The sequence below is a fragment of the Bradyrhizobium sp. A5 genome (assembly GCF_042076515.1).
Lineage (GTDB): Bacteria > Pseudomonadota > Alphaproteobacteria > Rhizobiales > Xanthobacteraceae > Bradyrhizobium > Bradyrhizobium cosmicum.
The window spans coordinates 4,981,822-4,995,894 of sequence record NZ_CP148990.1 but is presented as its reverse complement, the minus strand read 5'-3'; the positions used below and the strand labels follow the sequence as shown (position 1 = coordinate 4,995,894).

12 protein-coding genes are annotated in these 14,073 nt (G+C 64.7%); 11 read left to right on the top strand and 1 reads right to left on the bottom strand.

Annotation, left to right across the window (positions count from 1 at the left end; genetic code table 11):
* Positions 1–94 precede the first annotated feature (94 nt).
* From WHZ77_RS23825 to WHZ77_RS23800, 6 genes are all read left to right on the top strand, one after another.
* Positions 95–910 carry a putative hydro-lyase gene (locus tag WHZ77_RS23825; RefSeq protein WP_375310181.1) on the top strand — a complete coding sequence of 272 codons (816 nt, stop codon included), beginning with the start codon at positions 95–97 and terminating at the stop codon, positions 908–910.
* Positions 911–999: 89 nt separating this feature from the next.
* Positions 1,000–2,244: an ABC transporter substrate-binding protein gene (locus WHZ77_RS23820; protein ID WP_375310180.1), complete on the top strand. Its 1,245-nt coding sequence runs from the start codon at positions 1,000–1,002 to the stop codon at positions 2,242–2,244.
* Between the two features lie 197 nt (positions 2,245–2,441).
* Positions 2,442–3,275 (top strand): branched-chain amino acid ABC transporter permease, encoded by an 834-nt coding sequence (locus WHZ77_RS23815; protein WP_375314800.1) that lies wholly within the window; start codon positions 2,442–2,444, stop codon positions 3,273–3,275.
* On the top strand, positions 3,275–4,258 hold the full coding sequence (locus WHZ77_RS23810) for a branched-chain amino acid ABC transporter permease (RefSeq protein WP_375310179.1): 984 nt from the start codon (positions 3,275–3,277) through the stop codon (positions 4,256–4,258). Before WHZ77_RS23815 ends, WHZ77_RS23810 begins: the two co-directional genes overlap by 1 nt.
* Entirely contained in the window at positions 4,255–4,986 is a 732-nt protein-coding gene (locus WHZ77_RS23805; RefSeq protein ID WP_375310178.1) for an ABC transporter ATP-binding protein, read from the top strand. The genes WHZ77_RS23810 and WHZ77_RS23805 overlap by 4 nt, the downstream gene beginning before the upstream one ends.
* Positions 4,970–5,674: an ABC transporter ATP-binding protein gene (locus tag WHZ77_RS23800; protein WP_375310177.1), complete on the top strand. Its 705-nt coding sequence runs from the start codon at positions 4,970–4,972 to the stop codon at positions 5,672–5,674. Before WHZ77_RS23805 ends, WHZ77_RS23800 begins: the two co-directional genes overlap by 17 nt.
* Before the next feature lie 138 nt (positions 5,675–5,812).
* On the opposite strand, the gene WHZ77_RS23795 is transcribed toward WHZ77_RS23800, so the two are convergent.
* Complete coding sequence (locus tag WHZ77_RS23795) at positions 5,813–6,517, bottom strand: aldolase (protein ID WP_375310176.1); 705 nt, start codon at positions 6,515–6,517, stop codon at positions 5,813–5,815.
* Positions 6,518–6,620: 103 nt separating this feature from the next.
* Here WHZ77_RS23795 and ltnD point away from each other — a divergent pair, with 103 nt between their 5' ends.
* The 5 genes from ltnD (at position 6,621) to WHZ77_RS23770 (ending at position 13,824) form a co-directional block, all read left to right on the top strand.
* The gene (ltnD, locus tag WHZ77_RS23790; RefSeq protein ID WP_375310175.1) at positions 6,621–7,538 is read left to right on the top strand and encodes an L-threonate dehydrogenase; all 918 of its coding nucleotides are present in this window, start codon (positions 6,621–6,623) and stop codon (positions 7,536–7,538) included.
* Between the two features lie 14 nt (positions 7,539–7,552).
* Positions 7,553–8,335 (top strand): 2-oxo-tetronate isomerase, encoded by a 783-nt coding sequence (gene otnI, locus WHZ77_RS23785; protein WP_375310174.1) that lies wholly within the window; start codon positions 7,553–7,555, stop codon positions 8,333–8,335.
* Positions 8,332–9,609, top strand: coding sequence for a 3-oxo-tetronate kinase (otnK, locus tag WHZ77_RS23780; protein WP_375310173.1), 1,278 nt, complete (start codon positions 8,332–8,334; stop codon positions 9,607–9,609). The genes otnI and otnK overlap by 4 nt, the downstream gene beginning before the upstream one ends.
* Positions 9,610–9,778: 169 nt before the next feature.
* Positions 9,779–11,470 carry a methyl-accepting chemotaxis protein gene (locus WHZ77_RS23775; RefSeq protein WP_375310172.1) on the top strand — a complete coding sequence of 564 codons (1,692 nt, stop codon included), beginning with the start codon at positions 9,779–9,781 and terminating at the stop codon, positions 11,468–11,470.
* A 257-nt stretch (positions 11,471–11,727) separates the two neighbouring features.
* Positions 11,728–13,824: a methyl-accepting chemotaxis protein gene (locus tag WHZ77_RS23770; RefSeq protein ID WP_375310171.1), complete on the top strand. Its 2,097-nt coding sequence runs from the start codon at positions 11,728–11,730 to the stop codon at positions 13,822–13,824.
* The last annotated feature ends 249 nt before the right edge of the window (positions 13,825–14,073 follow it).

Sequence of the window (14,073 nt, the reverse complement as noted above, 5' to 3'; positions counted from 1 at the left end):
TTTAATTTATCGATATCGATTAGAAAGGAAGATTAGACTTTATAGCATGCTTGGTGTTGGCTGTCTTTGTCGAGTTTATAGGCAGGTCGATCAAATGACTGTTTTGGTGGCAGCGCAGCAAACTGAAACACCCGACACCCTCCCGAGCCACCAGGCGCGGCTCGCCTATCGCGGCGGCGAGGTCGGCTCCACGGCTGGTGTCGCTCCCGGTTTCGTCCAGGGCAATCTGGCGATCCTGCCCGCGGAATATGCCAGCGCCTTTCACCGCTTCTGTCAGCTCAATCCCAAGCCGTGCCCGATCATCGGCATGTCCGATGTCGGAAGCCCGCACATCCCCGCGCTCGGCGCGGATCTAGACATCCGCACCGACGTGCCGCGCTACCGCGTCTGGCGCGACGGTGAGGTGGTCGAGGAGCCGACCGACGTAACCAGATACTGGCGCGACGATCTCGTGACCTTCGTGCTCGGCTGCTCCTTCTCGTTCGAGGAGGCGCTGCTCGACGAGGGCATGCCGATCCGCCATATCGAGCAGAACGTGCGGGTGCCGATGTATCGCACCAACATCGCCTGCGGCGAGGCCGGTCCGTTCGCCGGCCCGATGGTGGTGTCGATGCGCCCCTTCAAACCGGCCGATGCGATCCGCGCGGTGCAGATCACCTCGCGCTATCCCGCCGTGCACGGCGCGCCGGTGCATCTCGGCCATCCGCACCTGATCGGCATCAAGGACATCGCCAAGCCCGATTACGGCGATCCCGTTCCTGTCGCCGATGACGAGATTCCGGTGTTCTGGGCCTGTGGTGTCACACCGCAGTCGGTGATCAATGCCGCCAAGGTCCCGTTCGCGATCACGCATTCGCCCGGCCTCATGCTGGTGACGGATCTGAAGAACAGGAACATGGCCGTGATTTAGTAGGCAGCGTTTGCTGCTTCTTCGGGCTTTACCGCATCCATCAATCGCTTCATTCGATCAGTCGAAATTCAGTAACAGGGGACTTTGCCATGACGATCTCTCGCCGCGACGTGCTGCTAGGAGCCACCGCCACTGCAGCGCTGGTGCCGCTCGCCGCACGCGCCCAGACCTCGGAAGTCGTGATCGGCGTCATCTACCCGTTCTCCGGCGGCAGCGCCCAGCAGGGCATCGATGCGCAGAAAGCCTATGAGACCGCGCTCGAGGTCATCAACAAGGACACCGATTTCGACCTGCCGCTGGCGAAGGGCGAAGGCCTGCCGGGTCTCGGCGGTGCCAAGCTGCGCCTCGTGTTCGCCGACCATCAGGCCGATCCGCAGAAGGGCCGTGCCGAAGCCGAGCGCCTGATCACGCAGGAGAAGGTCTCCGCCATCATCGGCACCTATCAGAGCGCGGTTGCCGTCACCGTCAGCCAGATCTGCGAGCGCTACCAGATCCCGTTCGTCTCGGCCGACAACTCCTCGCCGAGCCTGCATCGCCGCGGTCTCAAATATTACTTCCGCGCCGCCCCGCATGACGAGATGTACTCGGCCGCGATGTTCGACTTCTTCGACGCCATGAAGAAGAAGGGCACCAAGGTCGAGACGCTGTCGCTGTTCCACGAAGACACCATCTTCGGCACGGACTCCGGCAACGCCCAGGCTAAGATCGCCGGCGAGCGCGGCTACAAGATCGTCTCCGACATCAAGTACCGCGCTAACTCGCCCTCGCTCTCGGCCGAGGTGCAGCAGCTCAAGACTGCGAATGCCGACGTGCTGATGCCCTCGAGCTACACCACCGACGGCATCCTGCTGGTCAAGACCATGTCCGAGCTCGGCTACAAGCCGAACGCGATCGTGGCGCAGGATGCCGGCTTCTCCGAGAAGGCGCTATATGATGCCGTCGGCGACAAGCTCGAAGGCGTGATCTCGCGCGGCACCTTCTCGCTCGACCTCGCGCAGAAGCGCCCGATGGTCGGCAAGATCAACGAGATGTTCAAGACGCGCTCGGGCAAGGACTTCAACGACCTCACCTCGCGCCAGTTCATGGGCCTGATCATCCTCGCCGACGCGATCAATCGCGCCAAGTCGGCCGACGGTGAGAAGATCCGCGACGCGCTGGCCGCGACCGACATCCCGGGCGAGAAGACCATTATGCCCTGGAAGCGCGTCAAGTTCGACGAGACCGGGCAGAACAACGATGCCGACCCGGTGCTGCTGCAATATATCGGCGGCAAGTTTGTCACCATCTTCCCGCCGCAGGCAGCGATCGCCGAGGCGACCTGGCCGATGAAGTAAGACTGGGAAGCGGGAGCTCAGACGTAGCTCCCGCCCTCATCCTGAGGAGCGGGCGCAGCCCGCGTCTCGAAGGACGAGCGCTGGGCCCTCCTCGGAGACGCGCGCTAGTTGCGCGCTGCTCGGGATGAGGACGTATTTCGGGGGACAGACTTTTGACAGCCCAAGCCATTATCCAGAGTCTCGCGAGCGGCCTGCTCATGGGCCTGCTCTACGGACTGATTGCCGTCGGCCTCGCGCTGATCTTCGGTCTGATGGACGTCACGAACTTCGCCCATGGCGAGTTCCTGATGATCGCGATGTACCTGTCGTTCTTTCTGTTCGCGTTCTTCGCGATCGATCCGTTGTTGTCGGCGCCATTGGTCGCCGCGGCAATGTTCGTGTTCGGAGCGGTAGTCTACCTGCTCATTGTACGCTTCGCCATGCGGGCCAAGGCAAATGCCGGCATGGTGCAGATCTTCACCACTTTCGGTCTTGCCATCCTCATGCGCGGCCTTGCGCAGTTCTTCTTCACGCCGGACTATCGCAGCATTCCGCAGTCCTGGGTGGGCGGCAAGACCATCTCGGTCGCCGGCATCTTTCTGCCGGAGCCGCAACTGATCGGTGCGGCCGTCTCGATCGCGGCCTTTGCCGGCCTCTATTTCTTCATCCACCGCACCGACTTCGGCCGCGCGCTGGAAGCGACTCGCGAGGATCCCGGTGCGGTCGCGCTGGTCGGCATCGACAAGAACCGCGTATTCGCATTCGGTTGGGGCCTCGGGGCCGCGCTGGTCGGCCTCGCCGGCGCGATCATGGCGGTGTTCTTCTATATCTATCCCGACGTCGGTGCGTCCTTCGCCCTGATCGCCTATGTCACGGTGGCGCTCGGCGGCTTCGGCAGTGTGTTCGGCGCCTTCGCCGGCGGCATCATCGTCGGCCTCGTGGAGGCGACCACCGCCTTGTTGCTGCCGCCCTCGCTGAAATCTGTCGGCATCTACGCGGTCTATCTGCTCGTCGTCTTCATCCGGCCGCGTGGCCTGTTCGGGTCGATGTGATGGACAAGACTTTTACCGCGCGGCGCCGCCGCGACCTCATCATCGCCGCGGTGCTGGCCGGGCTCGCGGCGCTCGCGCCGCTGTTCATCAAGGATGTCTACGTCCAGAACATCATGATCCTGACCTTGATGTACGCGGCGCTGTCGCAGAGCTGGAACATCCTCTCCGGCTATTGCGGTCAGATTTCGCTGGGGCACGCGCTGTATTTCGGCATCGGCGCCTACACCACCGAACTGCTGTTCACCAAATTCGGCGTGCTGCCGTGGTTCGGGATGCTGGCCGGTGGCATGATCGCGGCGATCATCGCCATGGGGCTCGGCTATCCCTTCTTCCGCCTGCGCGGCCATTACTTCGTGATCGCGACTATCGTCATCGCCGAGATCGGGCTGCTGCTGTTCCAGAATTGGGAATGGGCGGGGGCTGCCATGGGAATCACCGTTCCCGTGCGCGGCGATAGCTGGCTGAAATTCCAGTTCATGCGCAGCAAGCTGCCGTACTTTTATTTCGCGCTGGTGCTATGCAGCCTCGCCTGGTTCGTCACCTGGTGGCTCGAAGATTCCAAATGGGGCTTCTGGTGGCGTGCAGTGAAGGACAATCCGGAAGCGGCCGAGAGCCTCGGCGTCGTCGTGTTCAACTCCAAGATGGGTGCAGCCGCCGTCTCCGCCTTCCTCGTTGCCATCGGCGGTGCGTTCTATGCGCAGTTTCTCGCCTATATCGATCCTGAGAGCGTGATGGGCTTCCAGTTCTCGCTGCTGATGGCGCTGCCGGCGGTGCTCGGTGGTATCGGCACCCTCTGGGGCCCCGTGCTTGGCGCGGTCATCCTGATCCCGATGACGGAGCTGACGCGCTCCTATATCGGCGGCTCCGGCCGCGGCGTCGACCTCATCGTCTATGGCGCACTGATCGTGGCGATCTCGCTGGCCCTGCCGCAAGGCCTGGTCAGCCTGTTATCGCGGGCGAAGACGAAGGGAGCCACGCGATGACCGCGCTCCTTGAAACCCGCGGCGTCTGGCAGCGGTTTGGTGGTCTCGTCGCCAACAGCGATGTCTCGATCTCGGTCGGCCGCGGCGAGATCGTCGGTCTGATCGGCCCGAACGGCGCCGGCAAGTCGACGCTGTTCAATCTCATCGCCGGCGTGCTGCCGCCGACCCAGGGCTCGATCTGGTTCGACGGCGAGGATGTCACGGCCTTGCCGGCGGCGGAGCGCTGCCAGCGCGGCGTCGGTCGCACCTTCCAGGTGGTCAAGAGCTTCGAGACCATGACGGTCATCGACAACGTCATCGTCGGTGCGCTCGTGCGCAACACGGTGATGCGCGAAGCCCGCCGCAAGGCGCACGAGGTTCTGGAGTTCACCGGCCTTGCCGCGCGTGCCGATGTGCTCGCGAGCGACCTCGTGCCGGCGGAGAAGCGCCGCCTCGAAGTTGCGCGTGCGCTCGCAACCGAACCGAAACTGCTGCTGCTCGACGAGGTCCTCACCGGCCTGACGCCGACGGAAGCGCAGACCGGCGTGGCACTGGTGCGAAAAGTGCGCGATACCGGCATTACCGTGCTGATGGTCGAGCATGTCATGGAGATCGTGATGCCGCTGGTCGACCGCGCCATCGTGCTCGACCTCGGCAAGGTCTTGGTCGAGGGCAAACCCGCCGACGTGGTCCGCGATCCCAAGGTGATCAGCGCATATCTGGGAGATCGTCATGCTGTCGGTGCATGAAATCACGACCGCCTATCAGGGCCTGGTCGCGATCTCCGCGGTCTCGATCGAGGTTCAGAAGGGCGAAATCGTCTGCGTGGCCGGCGCCAACGGCGCAGGCAAGTCGACACTGCTCAAATCCATCGCCGGCGCCGAGCGCCCGCGTTCTGGCACCGTGACGTTCGACGGCAAGCGCATCGACGGCATGGCGCAACACCACATCACCGCAACGGGCATTGCCTATGTTCCGGAGAATCGCCGCCTGTTTCCACGGCTCTCGGTGCGCGACAATCTCCGTCTCGGCAGCTATCTCTATCGTAGCGAAGCGAACCGCGACGAACCGCTCGACCTCGTCTTCGAGCTGTTTCCGCGCCTCTCCGAGCGTCTCGACCAGCGCGCCGAGACGCTCTCCGGCGGCGAGCAGCAGATGCTCGCCATCGGCCGTGCATTGATGACGCGCCCGCGGCTGTTGATGCTGGACGAGCCCTCGCAGGGCATCATGCCGAAGCTCGTCGACGAGATCTTCCTCGCGGTGAAGCGCATCCGCGATGCCGGCATGACCGTGCTGATCGTCGAGCAGCGCATGGCCGAGTGCCTCGAGATCGCCGATCGCGCCTACATCCTGCAGACCGGCCGCGTGCTGATGCAGGGCCCGGCGGCCGAGATCAGGGGCAATCCCGACGTGCGCAAGGCGTATCTGGGGCTTTAAGCGCTAGCGCTCTCCCCACAGGCACAGCCGTCATCCTGAGGTGCGCGCCCTTCGCGCGCCTCGAAGGATGGCCGCGAGCGCCTGTAGCCCATCCTTCGAGGCTCCCGGCGCGATGCAAAGCATCGCGCCACTCGCACCTCAGGATGACGTCGGTGTGTGTGGTTCGTGCCCATGCTCCGGCAGCGCCACCCCGAACACCTTCACCAGATCCTTCACCTGCTCCGGCGACAGATAGCGCGGGTTCATCCCGCGCAGCAGCAGGTACAGCTTCGCCGTCTCCTCCAGCTCCTCGGTCGCGAACACCGCGGCCTCCAGCGTGTCGCCGGCGACGACCGGGCCGTGATTGGCGAGCAGCACGGATGAGTATTTCCCGGCCAGCCCCTTGATCGCGTCCGCGACCGCGGGATCGCCGGGGCGGTAATAGGGCACGAGTGCGGTGGCGCCGCATTTCATCAGATAATAGGCGGTCATCGGCGGCAGTGCGGCGCGCGGATCGATCTCGGGCAGCATCGAGAGCGCGACCGAATGGGTGGAGTGCAGATGCACGATCGCGCGCGCGCTTTCGCGGCTATCGTAGAGTGCCGTATGCAGCGGAACTTCCTTGGTCGGCGCGTCGCCCGAGAGCAGGCGACCCCGTCCATCCAGCCGCGACAGCCGCGCCGGGTCGAGGAAACCAAGCGAGGCGTTGGTCGGGGTGACCAGCCACCCACCATCGTGCATCCTGACACTGATATTGCCGGAGGAGCCCGGCGTCAGCCCGCGCTCGAACAGGGACCGTCCGAAGCGGCAGATGTCCTCACGCAGCCGGGTCTCGTTGCTGGTTTCGGTTTTCATGGCCGTCATGCCCGCTTGTCTCACGCTTTGGCAGCGCGGCCAAGCCGTGTTATTCGAGATGAGAGCCGCCGCAAAGGGGGCCGTCCGGGAAACGTTCGCAAGGGTTAGTTGCATGGCCGCCTCCACCTCACAGAATCAGCGCATCGCCGTCATCGGGCTCGGCTCGATGGGCTTTGGCATGGCGACCTCGCTGAAGCGCGCCGGCCATGCCGTGACCGGCTGCGATGTCTCGGCCGATGCCGTGACGCGTTTCGTGAAAGATGGCGGTGCGGGCGCGAAGACGCCGGCTGAAGCGGCCAAGGACGCCGACATCGTCGTCAGCGTGGTCGTCAATGCCGCGCAGACCGAGACGATCCTGTTCGGCAAGGACGGTGTCGCCGAGACTCTGCCGAAGGACAGCGTTTTCGTGTCGTCCGCGACCATGGACCCGGATGTGGCGCGGCGTCTCGCCAAGCAGTTGGAAGCGACCGGCCGGCATTACCTGGATGCGCCGATCTCCGGCGGCGCTCAGCGCGCCGCCGAGGGCGAGCTGACGATTTTGGCGTCTGGCAGCCCAGCTGCCTTTGCAAAGGCGAGGCCGGCGCTCGATGCCATGGCGGCAAAGCTCTACGAGCTTGGCGACGCCGCAGGGCAGGGCGCGGCCTTCAAGATGATCAACCAGTTGCTCGCTGGCGTGCATATCGCAGCGGCCTCGGAGGCGATCGCGTTTGCGGCCAAGCAGGGCCTCGACATCCGCAAGGTCTACGAGGTGATCACGGCCTCCGCCGGCAATTCCTGGATGTTCGAGAACCGCATACCGCATGTGCTCGACGGCGACTACACGCCGCGCAGCGCGGTCGAGATCTTCGTCAAAGACCTCGGCATCATCCAGGACATGGCGCGCAGCGCCAGATTTCCGGTGCCGGTCTCCGCCGCAGCCCTCCAGATGTTCCTGATGACATCGGCCGCCGGCATGGGTCGCGACGACGATGCCTCGGTGGCGCGGATGTATGCGCAGGTCACCGGCGTGAAGCTGCCCGGCGACAAGTAGGTAAGAGGATCACAATGCCCCGTTTTGCCGCCAATCTCTCGATGATGTTCACCGAGGTGCCGTTCCTCGACCGCTTCGATGCCGCAGCGAAGGCCGGCTTCACCGCCGTCGAGTTTCTCTTTCCCTATGATCATCCGGCCGAGGCGGTCGGCGAGCGGCTCAAACGCAACGGCCTGACGCAGGCGCTGTTCAACCTGCCGCCGGGCGACTGGAATGCCGGCGAGAAGGGTTTTGCGTCGCTGCCGGCGCGGTTCACCGACCTCAAGGCGAGCCTGGAGACGGCACTGCCTTATGCCAAGGCGACCGGCGTGAAGCGGCTGCACCTGATGGCCGGCATCGCCAACCGCGGCGAGCGCGTCGCGATCGAGGCGTTCTACAAATCGGTGGCCTGGGCCGCCGAGTTCTTCGCGCCGCACGGCATCGACATCGTGCTCGAGCCGATCAATGCGCGCAACGTGCCCGGCTACTTCCTCAATGATTTCGGCTTCGCGCGCGACCTGATTCAGGAATTACGGCTTCCGAACCTGAAGCTGCAGTTCGACATCTATCACTGCCAGATCATCCATGGCGACGTCACCATGCGCCTGCGTGAGATGATGCCGATCATCGGCCACATCCAGATCGCCAGCATTCCCTCGCGCAACGAGCCCGATGGCGAGGAGCTGAACTATCCGTTCCTGTTCGCAGAGCTCGACCGGCTCGGCTATGCCGGCTTCGTCGGCTGCGAATACAATCCGCGCGGCAAGACCACCGATGGCCTCGCCTGGTTCAAGCCCTATGCGGGAGTGAAGCCGTGACGCTTGCATTAGGCTGCATCGCCGACGACTACACCGGTGCCTCCGATCTCGCCAACACGCTGACGCGCGCGGGCCTTCGCACGGTGCAGACCATTGGCGTGCCAGCGGATGATCTCGCGCTGCCCGAGGTCGATGCCGTCGTCGTGTCGCTGAAGAGCCGCTCGATCGAGGCGCGGCTTGCCGTAGCGCGCTCGCGCGCGGCGGAGACGTGGCTGCGTGGCCGCGGCGCAGGCCATGTGCTGTTCAAGATCTGCTCGACTTTCGATTCCACCGACGCCGGCAACATCGGCCCGGTGATGGACGCCCTGCGCGCCGATTGCGGCGAGGCCATCGTGCTGGTGACGCCTGCCTTCCCGGAGACCGGCCGCACCGTCTATCAGGGCAATCTCTTCGTCGGCGCCGTGCCGCTGAACGAGAGTCCGCTGAAGGACCACCCGCTCAACCCGATGCGTGATTCCAACCTGGTGCGGGTGCTGGCGCGCCAGAGCAAGACTCAGGTGGGTCTGGTCGATCTGGCGACCGTCGCCCGCGGCGCGGAAGCCGTGCAGGCGCGGCTGGCTGAACTCGCCGGCAAGGGCATCGGCGCCGCCATCATCGACGCCGTGTTCGACCGCGACCTCGAAACCATCGGTCTCGTTGCGGCCCGGCACCGGCTGTCGGTCGGCGCCTCCGGCATGGGCCTCGGCCTTGCGCGCGCGCTGGTCTCGACCGGCAAGGTCAGGTCGGCCTCGGCAAGCAGCGAGCAGGGCACCGCCGTCGGCGGTGCGGCGGCGTGCCTCGCCGGAAGCTGCTCGCAGGCGACGTTGCAGCAGATTGCCAAGGCGGAATCCGTCATGCCGGTGCTCCGTCTTGACCCGGACCGTATTCTTACGGAAGAGGGCGAAGTGGAGCGCGCGCTGGCCTGGGCGACGCCCCGACTCGCTGAAGGCCCGGTGCTGATCGCGTCGAGCTCGACGCCGGATCAGGTCGCTGCACTGCAGGCGCGTCACGGCCGCGACGCGGCCGGTCACGCGATCGAGCAGGCGATGGCCGACATTGCGGAAAACCTAGTGAAATCAGGCGTCCGGCGCCTGATTGTTGCTGGCGGCGAGACCTCTGGTGCGGTCGTCGACCGTCTCGGGATTCCCGGTTTTCTGGTCGGCGCCGAGATCGCCGCCGGTGTCCCGGTGCTGCGCGCCGTCGGTGCGGAAGCAGGCGACATGCTGCTCGCGTTGAAGTCCGGAAACTTCGGTGGCCCTGAGTTTTTCGCCGATGCGCTTGGGCTCATGCGCTGAGCGCGGGGCGTTTTTAGTCCCTCCTTCATTTCTTTAAGGTTCCGTACTCGTACGGAGTCGTAGCTTAACAACTGCTCAGTCGCTTTGTTGTTGGATATCGGCGCCGCTGCTTTCGGTTGATCACGATTTCCGGACGCGCCACCGCGCCAACGCAAAGAGACCCATTATTATGCTCGCCACCATCTCCATTCGCGCCAAGATCATCAGTGTCGTGGCGTTTCTGCTGGCCGCCATGACCGGCATGGGCCTGCTCGCCGTCATGAAGATGCGGACGATCAACGCTAGCACCGTCGACATCTCCACCAACTGGATGCCCAGCGTCCGCACGATTGGCGACCTGCGCGCCAGCGTCATCACCTACCGCAACGTGGTCCGCCAGCACATGCTCGCCGAGACCCTCGAGGACAAGCTCGCGACGGAAAAGACTGCGGCGACCGTGATCGATGCGCTCGCCAAGACTCGTACGAAATACGAGGCGATGATCTCGTCAGCGGAGGAGCGGAAGCTCTACAGCGAATGGTCGAAGCTCTGGGAAGACTACAAGAAGGGCACCGAAGAGGTGTTCGCGCTGTCCCGCAAGGAGGTCGGAAAGGTCCCGCACGACTCGCAGGAGCTGAACTCCAAGACGGTCAACAAGATCGGTCTTGCGGCGGATGAGGTCCTGACCAGGGACATCGAGCTCAACACCAAGGGCGGCGATCAGGCCGCCGTCGATGCCGCCGATACCTTCTACTACGCCTTCATGCTGGTCGCGATCATCCTCGGTGCCGCGGTCATTGCCGGCCTCGGCGTCGGCTTCTATCTCGTCCAGGACGTCTCGCGCGGCATCAACTCCATCATCGAGCCGATGCAGGCGCTGGGGTGCGGCGATCTCTCCGCAGAGGTCCCGCATCGCGGCGCGAAGACCGAAATCGGCGCGATGGCCGACGTGCTCCAGGTCTTCAAGGAGGCGCTGATCGCCAAGAAGGCCGCCGACGAGGCTGCCGCGGCCGATGCCGAAGCCAAGATCGAGCGCGGCCGCCGCGTCGACAACATCACCCGCGAATTCGAAACGATGATCGGCGAAATCGTCCAGACCGTGTCGTCGGCCTCGACCCAGTTAGAGGCCTCCGCCTCGACGCTGACGTCGACCGCCGACCGCTCGCAGCGGCTGGCGACCACGGTTGCCGGCGCTTCGGAGGAAGCCTCGACCAACGTGCAGTCGGTGGCCTCGGCGACCGAGGAGATGGCCTCGTCAGTCGGCGAGATCAGCCGTCAGGTGCAGGAATCGGCGCGGATGGCGGGCGATGCCGTCAGCCAGGCCCGGACTACCACCGAGCGCGTCAGCGAGCTCTCCAAGGCGGCTTCGCGGATCGGCGACGTCGTCGAGCTGATCAACACCATTGCCGGCCAGACCAACCTGCTGGCGCTGAACGCCACCATCGAGGCGGCGCGCGCCGGTGAAGCCGGACGCGGTTTCGCAGTGGTCGCTTCCGAGGTGAAGGCGCTCGCCGAGCAGACGGCGAAAGCGACCGGCGAGATCGGCCAGCAGATCTCCGGCATCCAGGCGGCGACCAACGACTCGGTCGGCGCCATCAAGGAGATCTCCTCCACCATCGAGCGCCTGTCGGAAATCTCCTCGGCCATCGCGGCCGCGGTGGAAGAGCAGGGCGCCGCGACCCAGGAAATCTCCCGCAACGTGCAGCAGGCGGCCCAGGGCACCCAGCAGGTTTCGTCGAACATCACCGACGTGCAGCGCGGCGCGACCGAGACCGGCACGGCCTCCTCGCAGGTGCTGTCGGCGGCGCAGATGCTGTCGAACGACTCGACCCGGCTGAAGACCGAGGTCAGCAGGTTCCTGACCAACGTCCGCGCGGCGTAAGCTCCGCAACCAACTGTCGATCCGACGACGAGCGGCGCCAAAGGCGCCGCTCGTTTCGTTTTGCCGCATCGCGACCGTTCCCGTCCCCTACGATGGGCCGCAACCACTTGGTAAGCCTATCGTTCAACCGCAGGACGAACCGACCAGGTTCCACCACGATCCTTGACGCAGGACAATATCGTATTGCCGACTTCGGATATTCCTGGTCGGGCCGCTCTCTGCCCCTGAGGCCGGTGATGACGAGAAGGATGCGAACAGTGAGTTTGAGAATCGGAACGGTCCTGCCCCTTGTCATTGCGGCGCTGGCTCTGATGGGCGTGGCCGCGACGGGCTATGCATCGCTTCAGGCATACCGCGACCGGCAGGCGGCGGACGCCTTCGTCAACCTCAACGGCATCTCGCGGCTGTTGTTGCAAAGCGCTGGGCAGTGGGCCATGGAGCGAGGCATGACCAATGCCGCGTTGAGGTCGCCGGAGGTGACGGCCGCCGATCGGCGGTCCGAGATCATGAAGCTACGGGGCGGCTCGGATCAGGCTTTTCGCGAAGCTGCGCGCCGCCTTCGCACGTTCGGTGAATTCAAGGTGGCCGGATCCCGTATCGATGAGGCGGAACGAGCCCTTCAGAACGTCGAAGATTTGCGCCGCAAGGTCGACGAAAATCTCGCCAAGCCGGCGGCGGGCCGCAGTGCGGACGTCGTCAACGGATTTGTGCCCGCCGTCACCGAGTTGATCGACTTGACCGCCATCCGGCTGCGCCTGATCCTGGAGACGCTGGCTACTCCGCCTTCGGCGACGATGTCGCGTCTCGTCGGGCTTCGGCACCTTGCTGCGGAGATGGCCGAGAAGGCCGGGCGCGAACGTGCGTTCCTCGGAGGCGTGATTGGGTCGGGCAACAGGATGACACCCGAAGAGTTGAGCCGGATTGCCGGTTTTCGGGGCTACGTCGAGCTTGCCTGGGGGACGATCGCGCCGCTGGCCGAGCGAGCCGACGTTCCAGGCGACGTCGCCGGAGCGATCAAGGGCGTCGAGCAGGACTACTTCCGGATTTATGACGCGACCCGCAACCGCGTGCTCGCGGCGGCGGCCAGCGGAGACTACAGGATCAGTGGCAATGAATATTTCGCCAGCGCGACGACGGGGATCAATGCGATCCTTCGCCTGTCCGATGCGATCGGAGCGGCCGCGGATCTCGAAGCGACCGGGCAAGCCGCCAGGGCAACGTCCAATCTGATCGTCGCCGGCCTGATGCTGGCGAGCTGCGTTGCGCTGGTCTTGCTGAGTTTCTGGATCGCGTTCTCACGGATCGTGCGGCCGCTGTCCGCATTGACCCGCGCCATGGGCGAACTCGCCGCCGGCAATTTCGCCGTGGCTCTCCCCGGTCTCGATCGCAAGGACGAGGTCGGCGACATGGCACACGCCGTGGAGCGGTTCAAGATCGTGGCCGAGCAGAAGGCACGCGACGAGGCGGAGGCCAAGGCCCGGCAGGATCGGATTGCCGCCGAGCAGCGCAAGGCCGAGATGCACAGGCTTGCGGATCAGTTCGAGGCTGCGATCGGGGAGATCGTCGACACCGTCTCGTCGGCGTCCACGGAGCTCGAGGCCTCGGCGAGCACGCTGAATGCCACCGCAGGGCGCGCCAAGGAGCTTGCGGTAACGGTCGCCACAGCCTCGGAGGAGGCTTCGACGAACGTGCAGTCGGTGGCATCGGCGACCGAAGAGCTGTCGTCCTCGGTCAACGAGATTGGCCGCCGGGTCCAGGACACGGCGCGAATGGCCAACGTAGCCGCAGATCAGGCGGGAAGGACCAACGAGCGCATCGGCGAATTGTCGCGAGCGGCTGCGAAGATCGGCGACGTCGTCGCATTGATCGACTCGATCGCGGGGCAGACCAATCTGCTGGCGCTCAACGCCACGATCGAAGCGGCGCGGGCGGGCGAGGCCGGTCGCGGCTTCGCGGTGGTGGCATCGGAAGTGAAGGCCCTGGCGGAGCAGACCGCAAAGGCGACCGGGGAAATCGGCCAGCAGGTCTCCGGGATGCAATCTGCGACGCAGGAATCCGTCGATGCGATCCGCGACATCGGCGGCACGATCACCCAGCTGGCCGAGATCGCCTCGGCGATCGCCGCGGCGGTGGAGGAACAGGGCGCGGCGACGCAGGAGATCGCGCGCAACGTGCAGCAGGCTGCCCAGGGCACACAGCAGGTCTCGTCCAACGTCGGAGACGTCGAGCACGGCGCTGCGGAAACCGGGGCGGCCTCGACGCAGGTGCTTTCAGCAGCGCAGATGCTGTCGAGCGACTCCACTCGGCTGAAGACCGAGGTCAGCAGGTTCCTGACCAATGTCCGCGCAGCGTAAAGTCTCCACAAGAATTGTCGATACGACCTTCGACAACACCCGACGATCTGACGACGGACGGCGCTAGAAGCGCCGCTCGTTTTCCGCCGGCAGCTTGATGGTGTCTTATGAGTGGTATCATGCACAGTTACCCGTAGTCGTACGGGAAGAGGATTTCATCGATAGTTAAATTCGTCTGATCAGAACTGCTGAAGACGTTTTGAATAGCGCAGTCCGGATGGGATTGACCGCATCGCGTTTCATTTGGGG

Bases quoted from the DNA above. Each gene is read 5' to 3' on its own strand.
- WHZ77_RS23805 (WP_375310178.1), top strand. From the start codon at position 4,255: ATGACCGCGCTCCTTGAAACCCGCGGCGTCTGGCAGCGGTTTGGTGGT.
- otnI (WP_375310174.1), top strand. From the start codon at position 7,553: ATGCCCCGTTTTGCCGCCAATCTCTCGATGATGTTCACCGAGGTGCCG.
- WHZ77_RS23815 (WP_375314800.1), top strand. From the start codon at position 2,442: ATGGGCCTGCTCTACGGACTGATTGCCGTCGGCCTCGCGCTGATCTTC.
- WHZ77_RS23810 (WP_375310179.1), top strand. From the start codon at position 3,275: ATGGACAAGACTTTTACCGCGCGGCGCCGCCGCGACCTCATCATCGCC.
- ltnD (WP_375310175.1), top strand. From the start codon at position 6,621: ATGGCCGCCTCCACCTCACAGAATCAGCGCATCGCCGTCATCGGGCTC.
- WHZ77_RS23825 (WP_375310181.1), top strand. From the start codon at position 95: ATGACTGTTTTGGTGGCAGCGCAGCAAACTGAAACACCCGACACCCTC.
- WHZ77_RS23820 (WP_375310180.1), top strand. From the start codon at position 1,000: ATGACGATCTCTCGCCGCGACGTGCTGCTAGGAGCCACCGCCACTGCA.
- WHZ77_RS23800 (WP_375310177.1), top strand. From the start codon at position 4,970: ATGCTGTCGGTGCATGAAATCACGACCGCCTATCAGGGCCTGGTCGCG.
- WHZ77_RS23775 (WP_375310172.1), top strand. From the start codon at position 9,779: ATGCTCGCCACCATCTCCATTCGCGCCAAGATCATCAGTGTCGTGGCG.
- WHZ77_RS23795 (WP_375310176.1), bottom strand. From the start codon at position 6,517: ATGACGGCCATGAAAACCGAAACCAGCAACGAGACCCGGCTGCGTGAG.